Origin of the sequence: Weissella ceti (assembly GCF_018394055.1) — a bacterium.
Taxonomy (GTDB): domain Bacteria; phylum Bacillota; class Bacilli; order Lactobacillales; family Lactobacillaceae; genus Weissella; species Weissella ceti.
Window position 1 is genome coordinate 1,415,981 of the sequence record NZ_CP074441.1, and the last position, 19,641, is coordinate 1,435,621.

At 42.3% G+C, this 19,641-nt stretch carries 22 protein-coding genes and 4 tRNA genes; 4 read left to right on the top strand and 22 right to left on the bottom strand.

Features of this window, described 5'->3' with window-relative positions; translation table 11 throughout:
* Positions 1-89: 89 nt before the first annotated feature.
* The 5 genes from KHQ31_RS07400 to KHQ31_RS07420 all read right to left on the bottom strand — a co-directional run bounded on the left by KHQ31_RS07400 (position 90) and on the right by KHQ31_RS07420 (position 1,593).
* Positions 90-161: transfer RNA gene (locus KHQ31_RS07400), tRNA-Gln, on the bottom strand.
* 8 nt (positions 162-169) lie between these two features.
* Positions 170-252 (bottom strand) — tRNA-Tyr (locus KHQ31_RS07405).
* Positions 253-544: 292 nt separating this feature from the next.
* A tRNA-Gln gene (locus KHQ31_RS07410) sits at positions 545-616 on the bottom strand.
* A gap of 8 nt (positions 617-624) precedes the next feature.
* Positions 625-707, bottom strand: a tRNA-Tyr gene (locus KHQ31_RS07415).
* A 76-nt stretch (positions 708-783) separates the two neighbouring features.
* Positions 784-1,593, bottom strand: a complete 810-nt coding sequence (locus KHQ31_RS07420) for a metallophosphoesterase (RefSeq protein ID WP_213408936.1) — start codon at positions 1,591-1,593, stop codon at positions 784-786.
* 157 nt (positions 1,594-1,750) lie between these two features.
* Between KHQ31_RS07420 and KHQ31_RS07425 the strand changes: the two genes are divergently transcribed.
* Positions 1,751-3,241 carry a peptide MFS transporter gene (locus tag KHQ31_RS07425; protein WP_213408937.1) on the top strand — a complete coding sequence of 497 codons (1,491 nt, stop codon included), beginning with the start codon at positions 1,751-1,753 and terminating at the stop codon, positions 3,239-3,241.
* A 66-nt stretch (positions 3,242-3,307) separates the two neighbouring features.
* Here KHQ31_RS07425 and KHQ31_RS07430 read toward each other — a convergent pair whose 3' ends face one another.
* The 11 genes from KHQ31_RS07430 to KHQ31_RS07480 all read right to left on the bottom strand — a co-directional run bounded on the left by KHQ31_RS07430 (position 3,308) and on the right by KHQ31_RS07480 (position 12,197).
* Positions 3,308-4,162 carry a DUF975 family protein gene (locus tag KHQ31_RS07430; protein ID WP_213408938.1) on the bottom strand — a complete coding sequence of 285 codons (855 nt, stop codon included), beginning with the start codon at positions 4,160-4,162 and terminating at the stop codon, positions 3,308-3,310.
* A gap of 48 nt (positions 4,163-4,210) precedes the next feature.
* The gene (locus KHQ31_RS07435; RefSeq protein ID WP_213408939.1) at positions 4,211-5,299 is read right to left on the bottom strand and encodes a sensor histidine kinase; all 1,089 of its coding nucleotides are present in this window, start codon (positions 5,297-5,299) and stop codon (positions 4,211-4,213) included.
* A gap of 39 nt (positions 5,300-5,338) precedes the next feature.
* A complete protein-coding gene (locus tag KHQ31_RS07440; RefSeq protein ID WP_009765137.1) occupies positions 5,339-6,028 on the bottom strand; it encodes a response regulator transcription factor in 690 nt (229 codons plus the stop codon).
* Between the two features lie 32 nt (positions 6,029-6,060).
* On the bottom strand, positions 6,061-6,783 hold the full coding sequence (locus KHQ31_RS07445) for a DUF1129 family protein (RefSeq protein ID WP_213408940.1): 723 nt from the start codon (positions 6,781-6,783) through the stop codon (positions 6,061-6,063).
* Positions 6,784-6,810: 27 nt separating this feature from the next.
* Positions 6,811-7,911 carry a redox-regulated ATPase YchF gene (gene ychF / locus KHQ31_RS07450; RefSeq protein WP_213408941.1) on the bottom strand — a complete coding sequence of 367 codons (1,101 nt, stop codon included), beginning with the start codon at positions 7,909-7,911 and terminating at the stop codon, positions 6,811-6,813.
* Positions 7,912-7,928: 17 nt separating this feature from the next.
* Positions 7,929-8,126, bottom strand: a complete 198-nt coding sequence (locus tag KHQ31_RS07455; protein WP_213408942.1) for a DUF951 domain-containing protein — start codon at positions 8,124-8,126, stop codon at positions 7,929-7,931.
* 11 nt (positions 8,127-8,137) lie between these two features.
* A complete protein-coding gene (locus KHQ31_RS07460; RefSeq protein ID WP_213408943.1) occupies positions 8,138-9,064 on the bottom strand; it encodes a ParB/RepB/Spo0J family partition protein in 927 nt (308 codons plus the stop codon).
* Positions 9,054-9,821, bottom strand: coding sequence for a ParA family protein (locus KHQ31_RS07465; protein WP_213408944.1), 768 nt, complete (start codon positions 9,819-9,821; stop codon positions 9,054-9,056). The genes KHQ31_RS07460 and KHQ31_RS07465 overlap by 11 nt, the downstream gene beginning before the upstream one ends.
* 13 nt (positions 9,822-9,834) lie before the next feature.
* On the bottom strand, positions 9,835-10,554 hold the full coding sequence (gene rsmG / locus KHQ31_RS07470) for a 16S rRNA (guanine(527)-N(7))-methyltransferase RsmG (RefSeq protein ID WP_213408945.1): 720 nt from the start codon (positions 10,552-10,554) through the stop codon (positions 9,835-9,837).
* A 121-nt stretch (positions 10,555-10,675) separates the two neighbouring features.
* Entirely contained in the window at positions 10,676-11,782 is a 1,107-nt protein-coding gene (mutY, locus tag KHQ31_RS07475) for an A/G-specific adenine glycosylase (RefSeq protein WP_213408946.1), read from the bottom strand.
* Between the two features lie 196 nt (positions 11,783-11,978).
* Positions 11,979-12,197 (bottom strand): hypothetical protein, encoded by a 219-nt coding sequence (locus KHQ31_RS07480; RefSeq protein ID WP_213408947.1) that lies wholly within the window; start codon positions 12,195-12,197, stop codon positions 11,979-11,981.
* 208 nt (positions 12,198-12,405) lie between these two features.
* Here KHQ31_RS07480 and KHQ31_RS07485 point away from each other — a divergent pair, with 208 nt between their 5' ends.
* Complete coding sequence (locus tag KHQ31_RS07485) at positions 12,406-12,780, top strand: helix-turn-helix transcriptional regulator (protein WP_213408948.1); 375 nt, start codon at positions 12,406-12,408, stop codon at positions 12,778-12,780.
* Between the two features lie 82 nt (positions 12,781-12,862).
* Here the strand turns inward: KHQ31_RS07485 and KHQ31_RS07490 are convergent, their stop codons facing one another.
* The 4 genes from KHQ31_RS07490 to menB form a co-directional block, all read right to left on the bottom strand.
* Positions 12,863-14,101 carry a sensor histidine kinase gene (locus KHQ31_RS07490; RefSeq protein ID WP_213408949.1) on the bottom strand — a complete coding sequence of 413 codons (1,239 nt, stop codon included), beginning with the start codon at positions 14,099-14,101 and terminating at the stop codon, positions 12,863-12,865.
* A 2-nt stretch (positions 14,102-14,103) separates the two neighbouring features.
* Positions 14,104-14,796, bottom strand: coding sequence for a response regulator transcription factor (locus KHQ31_RS07495; RefSeq protein ID WP_213408950.1), 693 nt, complete (start codon positions 14,794-14,796; stop codon positions 14,104-14,106).
* 100 nt (positions 14,797-14,896) lie between these two features.
* Complete coding sequence (gene menE, locus KHQ31_RS07500) at positions 14,897-16,330, bottom strand: o-succinylbenzoate--CoA ligase (protein WP_213408951.1); 1,434 nt, start codon at positions 16,328-16,330, stop codon at positions 14,897-14,899.
* Between the two features lie 74 nt (positions 16,331-16,404).
* Positions 16,405-17,226, bottom strand: a complete 822-nt coding sequence (menB, locus tag KHQ31_RS07505; RefSeq protein WP_213408952.1) for a 1,4-dihydroxy-2-naphthoyl-CoA synthase — start codon at positions 17,224-17,226, stop codon at positions 16,405-16,407.
* Positions 17,227-17,372: 146 nt separating this feature from the next.
* Between menB and KHQ31_RS07510 the strand changes: the two genes are divergently transcribed.
* Both KHQ31_RS07510 and KHQ31_RS07515 read left to right on the top strand, forming a co-directional pair.
* Complete coding sequence (locus tag KHQ31_RS07510; protein WP_213408953.1) at positions 17,373-17,759, top strand: PaaI family thioesterase; 387 nt, start codon at positions 17,373-17,375, stop codon at positions 17,757-17,759.
* A gap of 14 nt (positions 17,760-17,773) precedes the next feature.
* A complete protein-coding gene (locus tag KHQ31_RS07515; RefSeq protein WP_213408954.1) occupies positions 17,774-18,325 on the top strand; it encodes a cysteine hydrolase family protein in 552 nt (183 codons plus the stop codon).
* 44 nt (positions 18,326-18,369) lie between these two features.
* Here KHQ31_RS07515 and KHQ31_RS07520 read toward each other — a convergent pair whose 3' ends face one another.
* Together KHQ31_RS07520 and KHQ31_RS07525 are read right to left on the bottom strand one after the other, a co-directional pair.
* Entirely contained in the window at positions 18,370-19,041 is a 672-nt protein-coding gene (locus KHQ31_RS07520; protein WP_213408955.1) for a hypothetical protein, read from the bottom strand.
* Between the two features lie 257 nt (positions 19,042-19,298).
* A complete protein-coding gene (locus KHQ31_RS07525) occupies positions 19,299-19,631 on the bottom strand; it encodes a YdbC family protein (protein WP_213408956.1) in 333 nt (110 codons plus the stop codon).
* Positions 19,632-19,641: the final 10 nt, after the last annotated feature.

Below are 19,641 nucleotides of genomic sequence, written 5' to 3' on the forward strand. Positions count from 1 at the left end.
TCTGTTTTTCGTACCTATTATGGTATCAAAAAATCTTTTAAAAACAAAATAAAAAGCCGGCAAGCGTAATCGCTCACCGACTTTTTTAGCTGGGATAGCTGGATTCGAACCAGCGATGCACGGTACCAAAAACCGATGCCTTACCACTTGGCCATATCCCAATGATAAATGGGGGCTATAGGATTCGAACCTATGAACCCGAAGGAATGGATTTACAGTCCACCGCGTTTGACCAGACTTCGCTAAACCCCCTCAATCAACTTTTTTATAATACCAATCGTACCAACTGATTGCAACCCTTTTTGCCAAAAAAAGTTGAAAAAAAGAGATTTTTTTGTAAATCAGCTGAAAACCAGTAAAAACATCTCATTTAGAGGCGCTAAAGCGCTTTTTGAGACACATTTATGATCCAAACCAATTTGATTACGCAGAATTATTTCTCTACTTTTCTGTTTTTTCTCACCTAGTATTCACTGGCATTTTAGCCAATTACATTTTTGAGCAACAGAAAAGCCGATAGACAAATGTCTACCGGCTTCATTAGCTGGGATAGCTGGATTCGAACCAGCGATGCACGGTACCAAAAACCGATGCCTTACCACTTGGCCATATCCCAATGATAAATGGGGGCTATAGGATTCGAACCTATGAACCCGAAGGAATGGATTTACAGTCCACCGCGTTTGACCAGACTTCGCTAAACCCCCATAATTATAAGGTGTTGAGCACTTGGTGCGCCTCAACAAAATAATACTATACAGAGTTTTGCTAAAAGTGTCAACACTATTTGGAAAAAATGTACATTTTTTCTTCAATTGCACTTAATAAGTCTGATTTAAGCCATTCTTGGCGCCTTTTTTTGATGCCAAGCGCCACATTTGCGTAAGGTACATCCCCATAATAACGAATTGGTGGGTTCACATGTTGGTGTCCAAACACAACCGCTACAACATTTTCCTGTGATTGAATTAGTTCACCAATTCGTTTTGACCCCATAATGGCATTCACCAACCCAATACGCGGATCCTTGCCTGCATGTAAATCGTCTTTAATAGGAACAAAGTGCGTCGCAAACACAATTTGTTTCTTATCTAATTGCGCTTGTGTAAATAAAGTCTGCATTTCTACTAATGCACGATCAGTACGTTCAATGTCAGTTTCCTTTTGTGGAATCACACGATCAAAATATAGACCATGATGAAAAGCACTCGCTTCTTCATTGGTTACTTGTGGCGCCCATGTATAATCGTACCAACCATTATGGCCAACGACTCTAATATCTGAGTTCGGTACATCAAACCAGCTTTTATGTAGGTAGTTAGGATGACTTTCTTCTATAGTAACTTCATCAACCCCACGAGCCATATCATGATTCCCAGAAATGAAGAATATTCGTGTCTCACCAACCAATTTCTCATTTAACTCTTGGACAAGTGCTTCAGTCCGTTGAAAATTGTTGTAAGTATCACCAACCAACACTAAAAAATCTAATTGTTTGTCGGTAATCACTTGCATTAATGTCATTTTTGCTTCAACATCACTTATTTTATTAATATCTAAATGCAAATCACTGATAAATCCCACGCTACTCATGTCAGGTTTCCTCTCAAATTGAATGTTTTTTCCCTTATTACGTCCCATTTAAACTTGTACTTTAACAACTCCTGTTATAGAATTATTAATATTATCTAATCATAATATCATAAAAGAGCATATTAAATGAGAATTAGACTTTTGGGGGAATGCAATTATGAGTACTACAAACAGCCCGGTTGATAAAAAACCGCAAAAAGAACGTACCTTCTTTGGCCAACCAGTTGGTCTAAAGACACTATTCCAAACAGAATTGTGGGAACGTTTTAGTTACTACGGTATGCGTGCGATCTTGCTTTACTACATCTGGAGCTTGATTGACAACGGTCAACTTGATATTGACCGTGCAACAGCCGCATCAATTATGGCGATCTACGCCTCACTTGTTTACCTATCAAGTGTTATCGGAGGATTCGTTGCCGATCGTATCTTAGGTGAATACAAGACCGTCTTCGGTGGTGGACTATTGATTATGGCTGGTCACATTATGTTGGCCATGCCAGGAGCAGCACTAACACTGTTCTCATCAATGGCCCTAATCATTCTAGGTACTGGTTTGCTAAAGCCTAACGTATCTTCAATGGTTGGTACCCTATATAAGGGTAACGACATGCGTCGTGACTCAGGGTTCTCAATCTTCGTCTTCGGAATTAACCTTGGATCATTTATCGCGCCATTTTCAGTTGGGTGGACACAAGGTAGCTACGGCTTCCACGCAGCCTTCTCATTGGCCGCAATTGGAATGTTCCTTGGATTGATTCAACTACACCGTGGTAAGAAGGATATTCCTGCCGAATCATTCTACGCACCAAACCCAATTCAACCTGAAGAAGTTCGTCCTCTAGTAAGTAAGTTTGTTATTGGAGCCGTTGTCTTCGCACTTGTCTTGGTTTTGATGTTCTTGATGGGTTGGACTTCTATTGAATCATTTATTAACCTACTAACAATTATCGCGTTGCTTTTGCCAATCTCATACTTCATTACAATGAGTACGAGTGCAAAGGTTACATCTGAAGAACGTTCACGTGTGTGGGCTTACATCCCACTATTTATCGCCGCAATCTTGTTCTGGGCAATTGAAGAACAAGGATCAATCGTTCTAGCAACTTTCGCTGCCGAACGTGTTAACTACGCTGGAATGCCTGGTTTCGTTTCACCAGCGATGTTCCAATCATTGAACCCATTGTTCATTATGTTGTACACACCATTCTTTGCTTGGTTGTGGACTAAGTGGGGAAAGAGTCAACCTTCTGCACCACTTAAGTTCGCCGTTGGTTTGATGTTCGCTGGATCATCATTCCTATTGATGTCATTGCCAGGAGCATTGTTTGGAACTAATGTTACTGTGTCACCTTGGTGGCTAATCGGTTCATGGGCATTGGTTATCATCGGTGAAATGTTGATCTCACCAGTTGGATTGTCAATCACTTCTCGTTTGGCACCAAAGGCCTTCATGTCACAAATGATGTCACTATGGTTCTTGGCTAATGCTGCTGGTTCAGCTTTGAACGCGCAACTAGTTCGTCTATACAACCCCGAAAACGAAGTTTCATACTTCCTATACTTCGGACTAACTTCAATCGCACTAGGAATCGTCCTAGTCTTCATGGTACCTCGTATCAAGCGTTTGATGGTTGGTATGGACTAATAATCTAAAACCAAATAAAAGAGCCGCTAGCGATTGCTAGCGGCTCTTTTTGTATGCCATTCAATGTTATTGTTCATCTAACACACGTGTGCTAATGGTAACGACTGATTCTTCTTCTGAGAATTGTCCATACTTTTCACTCACGACTTGTTCGTAGAAAGCCACATAGGCCATCAAAGCATATGGTACAGCGAATAACAATCCTAGCCCTAGGGTAACTGCTCCTAAAATGAACCAACCTAGTAATGTTAAGCCTAACCAAACATAACGCCAGAACACGCTCCATGTCATCAACGTCCAGCTTGTACGAATGATTGCCCCTAATCGTTCTAGCATGGTCATCTTTGCAAAGTTAACGTCGTTGAAAGCAGTAGCAGACATGTCACCAAAGATTGCATCGGCGAAGACAAAGTCATTCAAGCCTAACTTCAAACTCACCCAAACCGCAATCACAACCCAGCTCATCATAATAACGCCTGAGGCAATAATACCAATGAATGTGAACCCATCCAAGAATGTTCCCACCAACACGGCTGGAATTAGGACACCAAATAATGATCCAATCCCAAAGACCGTCAATACAGTGGTAAAGACTAAGTAATCAACTCCCATGTTTAGTCGGTTAGCCCAGACCTTAAACAAGGCCAACCATGACCAACTCTTGGCATACGCACGCGCTTCATTAGCATCACGCTCTTGCAATGCCATTAACGTGCTGGCATGTGGGAAGAACCCTAACGCCAACATGCCGTATACAATTGCTGTCGCAGATGACAAGAAGTCATTTCCAATTGCTGCAATTGCCATGTACAACACAGTTGGTACAACGAAAACCTTCAACACTGAGAAAAAATTCCCTGATAGTGCATCTAAGGCACGCGCTTTAACTTGACGATTAATCGCAAATACATTTTGTCTCATCTTTTAACCCCTCCCGTAAATAACATATGTATAGACCCTGAGGTCTGTTTATTCTTCAATAATATCTTCTTCTGATAGCAGTGGTAGACGCACAATGAAACTTGTCATTTCATCAGTTGATTCAACATTCACCGTTCCATTATGAGCATCAATGACACTTTGCACGATAGCTAGCCCAAGTCCAGTTCCACCCGTTCCTAAGTTACGTGAACTTTCAACACGATAGAAACGATCAAACAAACGTGCCACTGCTTCTTCTGGGATTTTAACCCCATTATTCGTAATACGTACTTCAACGACATTGGCCAATTCATCCACCTTTGCAGATAGACGAATAAAGGTTGCGCCATCACCATACTTTAAAGCATTACTAATTAAGTTCATGAACACACGTGCTAGTCGATCTGAATCACCAATCATTTCAATTCGCTTAGCCGCAGTAATCGTTGAGATGACCATGCCATGCTCTTTCGCTTCTAGTTCATATGATACGGCCAATTGTTCTAGCATCGCACCCAAATCCATTGGCGCCCAACGTAACTTAAAGTCTACTTGTTGCACTTGCGTGTAATCAAACAAATCTTCAACCAACGACTTCATTTGTTCAGCCTTGTGATAAGCCGTCTTGGCGTACGTCTTGGCTTGCTTAGAATCAATTGGTGTTTCATCCGGCACAATCAAGCCCAAGTATCCTAGGATTGATGTTAGTGGTGTACGCAAATCATGCGACACATTGGTAATCATCTCGTCCTTTGAACGTTCAATATTACGTTGTTCTTGCATTGCTTGTTGCGCGGTCTTAAATAGACGTACAACACCATGAGCCATTGGGTTCAATCGGTGTCCCCAATGCATATTAGGAACCGTATATTGTCCGTCCACCTTCGTTACTTGATTCTCCAATTGGCGAATCAAGTTAGTTAGGTAGGCCAACATCATTTGTTCGTAGAAATGTATCAATGAGAAAATCCAACCAATCACGTTAATCAAAGCGACTACGCTCCAAATAACTGGTGACACCTCAATTTGCAGCATATTTAACACTGCCGCAATTCCAAATGCGCTGAACACAAAAAAGAGGGCTGAAACCACACTCTTTATGCCAAACAACAGCCAACTCCAAGCTTTAGGTTTCATGCCCTACTCCTTTATATATCTCATACTTAATCCGGTGAATTACAAGACTTCAATCTTGTAACCGACACCCCAAACTGTTTGCACAACTTGGTTACCCCCAGTTGCTTCTTCCAACTTGTCACGCAAGTGTGACACGTGAACCATGACGGTCTTAGCAGACACGACAGATTCTTGTTGCCAAACACGTTCGAAAATATCATCTGCACTAAACACACGGTTTGGGTGTGACGCAAGTAGGTATAAAATCCCAAATTCCAAAGCAGTCAAGTTAATATCAACACCTTCTGATGTCTTTACTTCGTGACTATCCTTGTTAATTGTGATTGGGCCTACATCCAACACTTCCGGTGTATCTTGTTGAATAACATTTTGTGAACGACGCAATAGCGCTTTAATACGCGCCATAACTTCCAATGGATTGAAAGGCTTAGTGACATAGTCATCAGCCCCTGTAATCAACCCTTGAATCTTATCCATTGCGCCAGACTTAGCTGACAACATCAAGATTGGCACACCGTTATCCTTACGGATTTCCTTCACAACTTCAGTTCCGTTCATTTCAGGCATCATGATGTCCAAAACAACCAAACCAACGTCGGGGTTCGTGCGCAACTTCTTCAATGCATCTTTTCCATCACCAGCGGTGATTGGATCATAGCCTTCGTTTTTAACGTAAATCTCTAGCAATTCAGCAATTTCTTGGTCATCATCAACAATCAAAATTTTCATTGCATTCTCCTCTCAACCTACTCATGTAGAAATTAGCGACGGCGTTGGTTTCCTCCCAAGAAACCACCTTGAATACCTGTAGCTTGACGCCAGCGGCGGAATCCAAAGTATGTCAACCCAGCCAACGCTAGGTAAATCCAACCATCAAGGATTGGGTTAATGGCAAGTGGGATAAAGGCGAAACTCATGTATGCCAAGAACCATGCACTAAACAAGATAATTGTTGCCGCTAGACGGAACCACATGCTGCGTTGTGAACCATCTTGACGTGGCGCAACGATCATTGACCATGCACCAAAGAACAATCCACCTGATACAGCAGTCAAGATCAATGCAGTCAATCCGAATGATCCTGTGTTTTGTTGTCCATCAGCAAGCATTTGTTGTCCACTGAACAACAGCATCAATCCAAACATACCTGTAAACATTCCGAAGAATACCAAGGCGTTATCGATAGCGATTGGCCAGAATCCGTATGAGGCGTAGCCACGTTCAGGCGCATTTGCTTGTGCCTTCTTCGTTTCCAAACCAAGTGCTTGTTGTGGTGTCCCAAAAATTTGACGAGCAGTTTGTCCTGTCTTTTGACCAGCCAACAATTCCTTTTGTACTTGTGCAACCAAACCAGCATTACGTTGTGCTTCAGTTGCTTGGTTTTGTACGTCCCAGATAAAATCTTGGTTACGCTTTGATAGCCCTGACGCAGCAAAGTCTGCACGCGTTTGTAGCGGGTAGCTTACTTCTGTTGTTTCTTCCATGTCTTTTCCCCTTAACATCCTACTCGATTAAACGTTGAACAAGAACTCCATGATGTCCCCGTCTTGTACCACGTATTCCTTACCTTCTGAACGACGCTTCCCAGCTTCCTTAACTGCCTTCATTGAACCGTATTCGTCCAAGTCAGCAAAGGCAACTGTTTCCGCACGGATAAATCCACGTTCGAAGTCAGAGTGAATAACACCAGCAGTTTGTGGTGCCTTCATTCCAGCACGGAAAGTCCAAGCGCGTGTTTCCTTACCACCAGCAGTGAAGTAAGTACGCAAGTCCAACAAGTGGTATGCAGAACGGATCAAACGGTTCAATCCTGGTTCTGTAATTCCTTGCAATTCCATGAATTCGGCCTTGTCTTCATCATCCATTTCGGCGATTTCTTCTTCGGCACGAGCTGAAATTCCGATTACTTGCGCGTTTTCTTGCGCAGCGTATTCAGCGATTTGTTGGTAGTATGTTCCAGCTTCTGGATCAGCCATGTCATCTTCAGCCACGTTAGCGACGTAAAGAACTGGCTTTGAAGTCAACAAGAACAATCCTTGTACAACGGCTTGTTCTTCATCATCAAAGTCCAATGAACGAACTGGCTTTTCAGCTTCAAGCGCAGGCTTGATCTTGTTCAAAACGGCGAATTCAGCAACTGAGGCCTTGTCACCCTTCTTAGCAAGCTTTTCAACCTTTGAGAAACGCTTATCAACCGCTTCAAGGTCAGCCAAAATCAATTCTGTGTTGATTGTTTCGATGTCATCCAAAGGATCAACGTTTCCAGACACGTGAGTGATGTCATCATCATCAAAAGCACGCACAACGTGAACGATGGCGTTAACTTGACGGATGTTTTCCAAGAACTTGTTTCCAAGTCCTTCACCCTTTGATGCACCCTTAACGATTCCCGCAATGTCAGTAAATTCGAAAGTAGTTGGTACTAGCTTTTCAGCAGGTACCAATTCTTGGATACGTGCCAAACGATCATCTGGCACTTCAACCATCCCCACGTTTGGTTCGATTGTCGCGAATGGGTAGTTGGCCATTTCAGCCCCAGCCTTAGTGATCGCGTTAAATAGTGTTGACTTACCTACGTTAGGTAGTCCAACAATCCCAGCAGTCAATGCCATATTGTCTTCCTCTTTTTCTATTCATTTGCATCAGCGTTAGCTGCTTGCAAGACTTTTTTAAATCGCTTATTAAAATCGTGTCGTGTCATCATCAACGTGTGATGGCAATTTTGACACTCAATCTTCATATCCGCCCCAATACGCGTAATCAACCAAGCATTAGCGCCACATGGGTGCGGCTTCTTCATTTCAACGATGTCACCTAATGCGTACATGTCTAAACCTCTTACATGTCATCCAATGACAAGTCCAACACTTCAAAAATGCGGGCCAAGTCATCATCTGACAAATATGAAATTTCGATCTTTCCAGCACCACGTTGGTTACGTGTCACGTTAACCTTTGTGCCAAACTTTTCTTCCAACACATTTTGTGTCGCTGTTAAGTATGCTGATGGTACGGCTGTTGGCTTAGTTTCATCACCTTGTTCGTTCATCTTGTTAACCAATTGTTCCAATTGACGAACAGTTAATCCTTCGTCAACGACACGCTTGGCAACACCAGGAATACGGCGCTTGTTACGTAGTCCTAGCAATGTACGCGCTTGTCCCATTGATAGCGAACCATCATTGACCAAGTCTTTTACAACATCTGGCAATGTCAACAGACGCAACAAGTTAGCCACGGCTGAACGCGCCTTACCCAAACGCTTAGCGACTTCAGCTTGCGTCAAGTTCATCACATCCATCATGTCGCGGTAAGCTTGAGCTTCTTCCAACGGTGTCAAATCTTCACGTTGCAAGTTTTCCAAGATTGCTGCTTGCATCATTTGTTGATCATCAAGATTACGAATGATTGCTGGCACAACTGTTTGTTCAGCTAGCTTAGAGGCACGCCAACGACGTTCACCAGCCAAGATTTCAAATTTCTTTGAATCTTCAGTTGGACGAACAATGATTGGTTGCAAAACCCCATTTTCTGTAATTGAAGCAGCCAAATCAGCCAAGGCAGCTTCATCAAAAATACGACGTGGTTGGAATGGGTTAGTAACAATTTGTCCCAAGCTCAATTCGATAACTGCTTCGCCGTCAACCGGTGCAGCAGCTTGCGTTGGTGCTTGGACTTCAATTGATGATGTATCGACGTTTTGTTCACCGAACAAAGCATCAAGACCACCAACTGTTCCTAGACCAGACTTCTTCTTATTCACCATGGGCCGCTAAGACCTCCTTCGCCAAATTCATGTACACTTCTGCACCCTTTGACTTTGGATCGTAGTCCATAATGGCCATTCCGTGTGAAGGTGCTTCTGAAAGACGCACATTACGTGGAATAGTTGTTTGGTACACTTCGCTACCAAAGTATTCACGAACATTGTTTACAACTTCAGTTGATAGGTTTGTACGTCCATCAACCATTGTCAACAAGACTCCTTCAACTTCCAAGTCAGGGTTAAAGTGTTGCTTAACCAACTTCATGTTGTTCATCAATTGACCCAAACCTTCAAGCGCATAATATTCGGCTTGAACTGGAATCAAGATGGCATCCGCAGCTGAAAATGTGTTGATAGTGACCAATCCAAGTGAAGGTGGATTGTCGATCAAAATGTAGTCATAGTCGCCATCAATGTCAGCAATCGCATTCTTCAAACGCAATTCACGAGCCATTACTGGGGCCAATTCTAGTTCTGCGCCAGCCAAACGAATTGTTGCTGGTACAATTTCAAGTCCTTCGTGTGAAGTTGGTACGATTGTGTTCTTGATTGGCTCGTTTTGAACCAATACGTCATAAACGTCCTTTTCGATTGATGACTTGTGTACACCAGAACCTGATGTCGCATTACCTTGCGCATCTGTGTCGATGATCAAAACTTTCTTTCCTAGGCTCGCCAATGAGGCTCCTAGGTTAACAGTAGTCGTTGTCTTACCAACGCCACCCTTTTGGTTTGCTAATGCAATAACGTGTCCCATGTTATTCCCCTTCCTACAATGGCTTGCGGACTGGATCGCCCGGCTTACGTGGATACTTCTTCGGTGTTGGCTTAACCTTGTTAATCACAATAACTGCACGAGGATCACCATTTGGCAAAGTCACATCGATTTGTTCACCGATCTTTCCACCAAGTGTTGTGATCGCCTTGTTGGCTTCTTGAAGTTCTTCGTCTGCTTGACTACCCTTCATGGCTAGCAATGCACCACCCACTTCAACAAGTGGTAGTGTAAGCTCTCCCAAGACATTCAAACGCGCTAAGGCGCGGGCAGTAGCCACATCAAAAGTTTCACGGAATGCGCTACTCTTTTGACCGAATTCTTCAGCACGAGCGTGTGTTACTGTAACGTTATCTAGTTCCAATTCATCAACTAAGTCAGCCAAGAACTTAATACGCTTGTTCAACGCATCGATGATGGTAATTTTCAAATTAGGAAAAGCAATTTTCAATGGAATTGACGGGAATCCCGCTCCTGCCCCAACATCGACCATCTTCAATGGTTCTGTTTGTAATGCTGGGTAAGCAAAAGCAAGCGTCAATGAATCATAGAAATGCTTCAAATAGACATCATCACGGTCCGTGATAGCTGTCAAATTCATATGTTCGTTAACTGCTACCAAACGTTCGTAATATTTTTCATATTGCATCAGTTGTGTGTCGTTCAAAACAACACCGTGTTCGCGTAATGCCGCCGCAAATTCTTGAGGATTCATATCATTTCTCCATACTGGTTCCAATAATAAAAGAATACCCTAAAACGCCTATAAATTCAACACTTACGCCGATTGAATCTAACGCTCAAGAGTACGATAACTAAGGCATCGAGGGCGTTTTTTACTTCGCCATTTTCTGCCAGATTTTTTCTTGAATTTTCGGTTGTGGATCTGCCATCAACAATTCTTGTTCGCGCCAAACACCGCGACTCAATTCGGGTGTTTCTGTGATGTGACCCGTTAAAATTGTCACTGTCCATTTTTGATGCGTGTAAATGTGCGTGACTGGCTTACCTTCTACTGCTTCAAGTGTCACTTGAACACCATAATCTGCCAGAATACGTGCTTCAGTCGCCGTAATCATTTCCTCAATGGTCCACTTCGCATCAGTATCCCCAATAAATTCATTCAAGTTGTACAGTGGCATCGTCCAAAAGTTAGCTAACAAGCCATTTTCTGGTCGTTGTTCCCACAGAAATCCTTCGGGTGATTTAACAGATACTGCGAAGTATGTAATTGGCTTCGCTTTTTTAGCCTTTGATTTTACCGGGTAGAAATCTTCTGTCCCATCTTCATAAGACGCATTGAAGGCTTTAACTGGTGAATTTTCTGAATCATAGTTCTTCGCAGACATAAATGATGACCCCAAGTCCATAATAGCTTGGTTAAAATCACCGGGACGAACTGGATCAATTAATTTATTTCCTAACTCAAAGAACAAATTACGCGTCTTGGGTTGGGCAACATCAGCATCGATTTTAAACAAACGTGCATAAACACGGAAGGCATTTCCATCAATTGCGGCAACAGGTTCTTTGAACGAAATACTTGCCACAGCTGCGGCAGTATAAGGGCCAATCCCCTTCAAATCTAACAACCCTTTCATATCATCTGGCCAAACACCAGCATGATCGTCCACAATTTGTTGTGCTGCTTTTTGCATATTACGTACACGTGAGTAGTAACCTAGTCCTTCCCACGCCTTTAACAAGGCTTGTTCTGGTGCAGCTGCTAAATCTTGCACAGTTGGAAACATCCCCATAAAACGTTCATAGTAAGGGATCACGGTGTTCACTTGGGTCTGTTGCAGCATAATTTCTGACACCCAAATGTGATATGGTTCTTGGTCTTTACGCCATGGTAATTGGTCACGCCCTTCTGCGTCATACCACGCTAATAACGTCGCTCTGAACGACTCGATTTTTTCATCTGACCACATGTCAATCATCTGTTAAATCTCACTTTCATCAGTCTTTATTTTCAATTTGTTCAATTTTTCATATCTGTATAAACATACCACTTTCATTACCGCTCTGCCTACACATGCGAACATTTATCCCCTAAACAAACACAATAAAAACGCCAATCCGAGATATCACCTTATCCCGACTGGCGTTTTATTTTAATCATTCAATTATGTACGTTTACTTATCTACTTCTGTCACGCGATCTTTTTTAACTTGGTCACGGTATCCCTTAAAGAAACCAACCGCAAGTAACAAGAATCCCATCCACAAAATTTGTGAACGTTCTTGGTTTGCAATAAGTTCCGGTTGAATCGCCCACATCACAAACCACACCAATGCAAACCACCCAAAATTCGCAACCATTTCATCAAATCCATTACTAATTCTCTTCTTCATCGCTTCATCCTCCCTAATTCCTATGTCCCAATCATACATCATTATCCATCAACAAAGAATAATGACGCCGAAGAGTCCACGCAACCGAAACCCTATCATATCAACGGTTATGCTGATTTAATTATCCGTGTAACATAAATATTGCGTGTCATCTTTTTCCTCTTTTAGTATGATTATTATTAAATAAGCACATTGGAAGGATGAACACATGAAGTTTGAAGACGCGCTATACCAACAACGGGTTGCCAAGCAACTCACCCAACAAGAATTAGCTGACGCTTTATTCGTGACTCGCCAAACTGTGTCACGTTGGGAAAAAGGACACAACTATCCCACACTAGATATGTTGGGAGACATTTGTCGTGTTCTAGAAACAGATATTCAATCTTTGTTCCCTGAAGAATTAACGAAACATGTTAAAAGTACTGGCGTTCCCGTCTCATTCTTTCGTAAACTTATGACATTCATTATTGGCACGGCATGTACTGGCGGATTATTTATCTTCATTCTCCTTTTTGGAAAATACAATGATGTCGATATCATCAACCGCTATAATCCTTTCCTTACTAGCACACACCATTAAACACAAAAAAGACGATGAGTACTCTATCCAATAGAGCGTTCATCGTCTTTTTATATCAGTCACATCGTAATTAACTATCTAATTAGCTGCGGACTTTCTTTTGTGTTTTAGGTAAGTTCATCGTAAACGTTACACCATGTGGATCTGTATCTGTGATGTTAATTGTTCCGTGATGTCCTTGTACAACCCACTTCGCAATTGATAGACCTAGACCGTGTCCCCCCGTTGAACGAGAACGCGCCTTATCAATTCGGTAGAATCGATCGAACAAGCGTTTCTTTTGTTCATCTGTAACACCCTTACCAGTGTCAGATACGGTTAGCTTAATCATATCTTTCTTTTGTTCACCTGATACGGTGACATGGGCACCTTCACCAGCATACTTTTGCGCATTATCAATTAAGATAACGAACAATTGACGCATACGTTGGGCATCCCCGATCATCATTAATTCATCAGGCATATCAATCGTTAGTGTTTGTTCCTTGCTTACTGCGTTCAGCTTATAGACATCCCCAACTTCACGCGCAACCTCAGTAACATTCATTTCCTCAAATTCAAACATTGGCACACTAGCATCAGATTGCGCTAATGTCAGTAGGTCAGATGTTAAATGATTCAAGTGACGTACTTCGGTCAATGAATTGGCAATGTTCTCAACTTGATCCATCACGGTATCGTTAGGATGTTCCAACATACGTTCCAAGTTGTTTTGCATAATTGTCATCGGTGTCTTAAATTCATGTGCCGCATCAGCAATAAAGGTCTTTTGTTGGTGCGAAGCACGCAAAATCGGACGCATATTGGCTCGTGTTAAGGCCATCGCCATCAACAAAAGTGCAATTTCAGATAACCCAAAAATCCATAGCAGACGATATGAAATTTTTTCTAGCAATTGATATTGTGCTGTGACGTTCAAAAAGGCTAATTGATCATTATGTGCCTTAAAGAAATACCATTCACCGCGATATTTCTTCATCTCGACTTGGTCTTGCTTCAATTTCAATGCAACCTTTAATTCGTCGGTATAGTCCATTACATCCGCTGGTTGAACACCATCCCGTTGTTGGACCTGAACAAATGTCTTTTCGACACGGCGTTCAGCTGGTCGGTACATAACCGTCTTGAATTGTGCCACGGCAAAGAAACTAATCAGTGCAAAGACCAACGTAAAACCGACAACCATCAAGATCATCATCTTCTCACGTTGGCTCAATGACTCACGCAACTTTTGCAATGGTCGTGGCAAACGAAGATTTTCATAATTTTGCGCCACATATGGTGCATATTCTGGCGTTTGTTGTGATTTACGCTCAGCCATAATTAATCAGCCTGCGCAGTCAATGAGTAACCAACGTTACGTAATGTCTTAATGTTAATCGCAGCATCTGCATTACGTAGGTTCTTACGCAAGTTACTCATGTATACTTCAACAACTGTCAAAGATGTATCTGAGTCAAATCCCCATAGGCGGTCAAAAATTTGATCCTTAGTTACGATTTGGCCCATGTGTTGCATCAAGTAAACTAACAAACCAAATTCACGTCCTTGTAGGTTTACTTCCTTACCGTCAACCAACACCTTGTGTTGTTCAACGTAAACTTGCACATTTCCAACTTCCAACGCACCAGCTTGTCCTAGAACACCCGTGTGACGTAGCAAAGTCTTCAATCGGGCAAGCAATTCTTCCTTGTAGAAAGGCTTTGTAATGTATTCATCAGCCCCCAAGTCGAACCCTTGCATCTTGTCAGCCAACTCTCCCTTAGCCGTCAACATTAGGATTGGTAGGTTCGGGAACATTTCCTTAGCCTTACGCAAGATTGTAAATCCATCTTGTCCAGGCAACATAACATCCAAGACAACTGCGTCGTAAACGCCAGATTCAATTTCGTACAAGCCTTCGTCACCATCGTGAACTTGTGTGATACTTCCTAATCCACTAATTGTTTCACTAATTGTGTCGTTCAATGCGTAATCGTCTTCTACAATTAACAACTTCACTGTCTCTTTTGCCATATCCCTACCCCTTTACAAGTTAATTATTCTTTAATTTATATAATTATCGTAAGTTGTGAACCTTAAACGCGGCTATTATTTTGGCCTGAACCTTAAATATTTAAGGTTTCTCAATTTCGTCTTGTAGTCGGAAACGTTGAATTTTACCACTAGCAGTACGTGGCCATTCCTTATCATAGCTCATAAATTGCTTCGGCACTTTGTAATGCGCTAAGTGTGTGCGCCCAAATTCACGCAAATCATTTTTGTCTAATACATGTCCTTTATTTAACCGAATGAACGCGACGGGTACTGCACCCCAACGGTCATCCGCACGACCGACAACAACAATTTCATCAACTACCGGGTGTTGTTGATAGACTTCTTCAATTTCAGCCGGGAAGACATTTTCCCCACCAGATGAAATCATATCGCCTTCACGACCAACAATCGTCACAAACCCTTCCGCGTCCATTGTTGCTTGATCACCAGTATCAAACCAGCCATCCACAAATGACGCAGCGTACTTAGCATCATCATTTAGATAACCCACTGTGATGGTGGGAGACTTCACTTGTAGTCGTCCTACGCCACGAGCGTCAACGTCAGTTAAACGCACTTTAACGGGTGTAACAGCTTTACCAACCGTCCCCAATTTCGTCACAGCGTCTGCGTCAGACAGCGTTAGAATTTGCGAAGCTGTTTCTGTCATGCCGTACGTTTGCGTGATATGAGCATTAACAGCATCCCCAGCAATTAAATCGGCCTTAGTCACTGGTCCACCACCCAGAATAAAGTGGCGGAAACTTGTTGGATACTTATCAACTTGCGCCGCTAACATTCCCTTCAACATCATTGGTACGACTGAAATAACCGTCCCTTTACCTGCCATAATATCCTCATTCAACTCGGCTGGATCATAGTGATCATAGAAATGAACACGTAATCCCAAGATTAATGAACGCATGACGATTGAGAAACCACTGATATGGAACAATGGCACAACCGTTAGCCATGTATCATCAGCTGTTAGGCTAAAGTTTTGGGCCGTTGCTTGCGCAGACGCATAATGATTACCGAAAGTTTGTTCTACTCCTTTAGGACGACCAGTCGTACCAGATGTGAACATAATACTGGTTACATCTGATGGTTCAAAGTTATCTACCAACGTCGCAGGTATACGTTCCGCCTGCGTTACAACTGAAAATGTCACTTGTTCGACATGTTCTAGCACATGCATAAAGTCATCATCTTGCAGCACTTGTGTGATTTCAGCATGTTCAACTTGATATTGTAATTCTTTAGCTGACAAGCGACGGTTCAACAAAACAATTTGACGGCCTAATTGTTGCAAAGCAAGTGCAATCGTATAACCGGTTAGTGAATTTGGCGTAATCAACGCAACACGTGAATTTTCATCCAAAATTGCCGTTAATCGTTCTGCCATTTCGACAACCTGCTCATATACTTGTGCAAATGTTAACTCCGTCGTTTGATCACTGACGGCAATGTGACTTGGTCGTTGTTTTACTTGTGTTACTAACCAATTTTCCATCATGATCTCCTTATCATTCCAATTAAAAATGGCGGCGAACACTAGGTCCCCCGCCATTTAAATCAACATTTGGTTTATGGGAACTTAGGGAATTGATCAAAATCTGGTTCCCGCTTTTCCAAGAACGCGTTACGTCCTTCCTTACCTTCGTCAGTTGTGTAGAACAACATTGTGGCATCCCCAGCCAATTGTTGCAATCCAGCCACACCATCAGTGTCGGCGTTCATAGCAGCCTTGATGAAACGCAAGGCAGTTGGAGACTTCTTCAACATTGTTTCAGCCCATTCTAGGGTAGCTGTTTCAACATCAGCCAAAGGTACAACACGGTTAATCCAACCCATGTCCATCGCTTCTTGTGCTGTGTAGAATTCGTTTAGGAACCATACTTCCTTAGCACGCTTGTGTCCAACGACACGTGCTAGGTAGGCTGATCCATAACCGGCGTCAAATGAACCAACCATTGGTCCTGTTTGACCAAACTTAGCGTTATCAGCGGCAACTGTTAGATCACAGACAAGTTGCAAGATGTTTCCACCACCAACTGACCATCCGCGAACCATCGCCACAACCGGCTTTGGAATCACACGAATCAATCGTTGTAGGTCCAATACGTTCAAACGTGCAATTTCGTCTGGTCCCACGTATCCACCATTTCCACGGATAGATTGGTCTCCACCAGATGAGAATGCTTCATCCCCAGCTCCAGTTAGGATGATTACGCCAATTGAAGCGTCATCACGACTGTAGCTAAAAGCATCAATCATTTCAGCAACCGTTGTTGGTGTAAAAGCGTTACGCTTTTCCGGACGGTTCATTGTAATCTTGGCAATCTTACCAGTACGTTCAAATAGAATTTCTGAATACTCTTTAATCGGTGTCCATTCAACTGTTTCCATGCGTTTATCTCCTTACATTCACAGCGCTAATTTCATGTTAGTAGGTTTATCTTACCATTTTACAGCTGGTTATGCTTTTGTCTCTTACCTTTTTTAGGTTAAAATGGAGAAAATCATAAACTTTAAGAGTTGAAAGAAGGCACATTATGACTGTTTCAAAATTTTTTCATTTAAACGCAGAGATTTTGACCGCTGAATTAGTGACGGTCACATTGCCAATCACCGCGCAGACGAAACAACCTTATGGTGTTGTGCACGGTGGGATTAATGCCCTAATCGCCGAGGAAGCAGCTAGTCTTGGCGCTAATGAAGCATTAAAGGCCGCAGATCGGACTGATGTCGTCGCTGTTGGTGTCGATATTCAAACACACCATCTAGCTGCTGTTTCCCAAGGTGTGCTTGAAGGTCGTGCGACACCAATTCACATTGGTGGCCGTATCCAAACTTGGAAAGTAAGCATTCGTGAAATGATTACAGACACACCAACTGCCTTCTCAACTGTCACGTTGACAACGATGCCATTACCTAAATAAGGAGAATACTTCATATGGAAGCTCTGTTGATTATTGATTATACAAATGATTTCGTTGCTACAGATGGCGCATTAACATGTGGTGAACCTGGGCAAGCCATCGCAGATCGTATTGTGGCGCTTGCTGATGAGCATTTAGCAGCTGGGAATGCCGTTATCCTACCTACTGACTTACACGAAGAAAATGATCCATTTCACCCTGAAAGTAAATTATTTCCACCCCACAATTTAGCTAATACTTGGGGGCGTGAATTTTACGGACCTTTGGCTGATTGGGTCGCAAAACATCAAGACGATTCCAATGTGTATATCTATCCTAAAAATCGTTATAGTAGTTTCGCCAACACCAATTTGGATAATTATTTGCGTAGTCGTGGGATTACCTCATTACATTTGACTGGTGTATGCACGGATATCTGCGTCTTGCACACCGCCGTTGATGGGTATAACTTGAACTATCAATTAACAGTCCACCCCGATGCTGTGGCAAGTTTTTCACCCAATGGGCATGATTGGGCCTTAGCCCACTTCAAGAACAGCCTAGGGGCCTCAGTTCCTGAAAAATAATGATTAAGCTCATCTCCTTAGAGATGGGCTTTTTATTTTGTTTATCACTTAAAATCAATCAACAAACCCGAATTCCATTCTGGTAATACACATTTTTGTAGGACCGTCACATCCCCACCACAATCACACCACACATCTTGTTCCCATGCTTGACCCAAGGTTTGTTGTGGGAAATCTGATTTAGATAACCAACCCCAATTTTCAAGATCTTCGGCGAAAATAGTTGGGCCAAACAACAAGACTGGCTTCACCTGCGCCTTCAACAAATCATGCACGCGTTGCAGCATGCTACGTCGAACTAACCTTGCATCCTTAACTGTAATCACACCGACAACATAAGGGCCCATATCAATGACTTGGATTTGGATATGTGGACTAATAATCCGCTGCCAAATGACACCTAACCGATTAGTTGTTAAGACACCCATTCCACGTTGACTCGTTGTGTGGAGTGTTTGTGTCGCCCAACCTAAGTGCCATTTTGCACTTGTTTTTTGTAACTCTTTCTGCAAACAGAGAAGCGGATTATCTTGATACAATCGGCTAATGCCATCATTAGCTAGCGTGACATTCGTTAATAGTTCTGGTGTTCCTGATTCACTAGTTTGATCCGTACTTAATACTAAAATTGTATCAATCGACATCACTCTCATTTGTTGCAGAAAACCTTTAACATCTTGCATTTGCTTTACATGATTCATGACAACCAATCGCATCACATTCTCCCCCTGAACTTAGTTATGGGCTAATATTAGCGAAGCCATTCCAGTTATACAACCCCTTATATAGACGGCTTTTATGCACGTTTCTATTATTAAATTCATGTTTAACCGGCTTAACAAAAACAAAGTCGATTAGAACCGTGTTTCTATCATTTAAACCTTTTAGGCAGCATAGCGAACTATTCACTGGGTTATCAAAAATTAAAAAACGAAAATAAATAAAAAAACCGATCTAAGGATCGGTTTAATTTCTATAAATCACCTAATTTAGCCCAACCAGGTGCATCTGTTGTTTCTTCTGGAAGTTCTTCAAACACTTTAACGATTTCTTCTGGCACCGCATTTTGTTGGCCAGTTTTTTCAGCGTTCAAAACATCTTCTAATACGGCTGACAACTTCACAATTTCATCATGATTAAGCGTCAATCCTTTCCCCATCTTCTTGTGGTCTGGTGACCATGTACGAAGATCAAACTTAGGTTGGTTGTCTCCCCATTGAACAAAATTCAATTGTAGTTCCCAACCACTTTTACTTGTAGAAAGTGTCCCAAATTCTTGCAAGATTTCAAATTTCAAATCTGCCATACAGCTACTC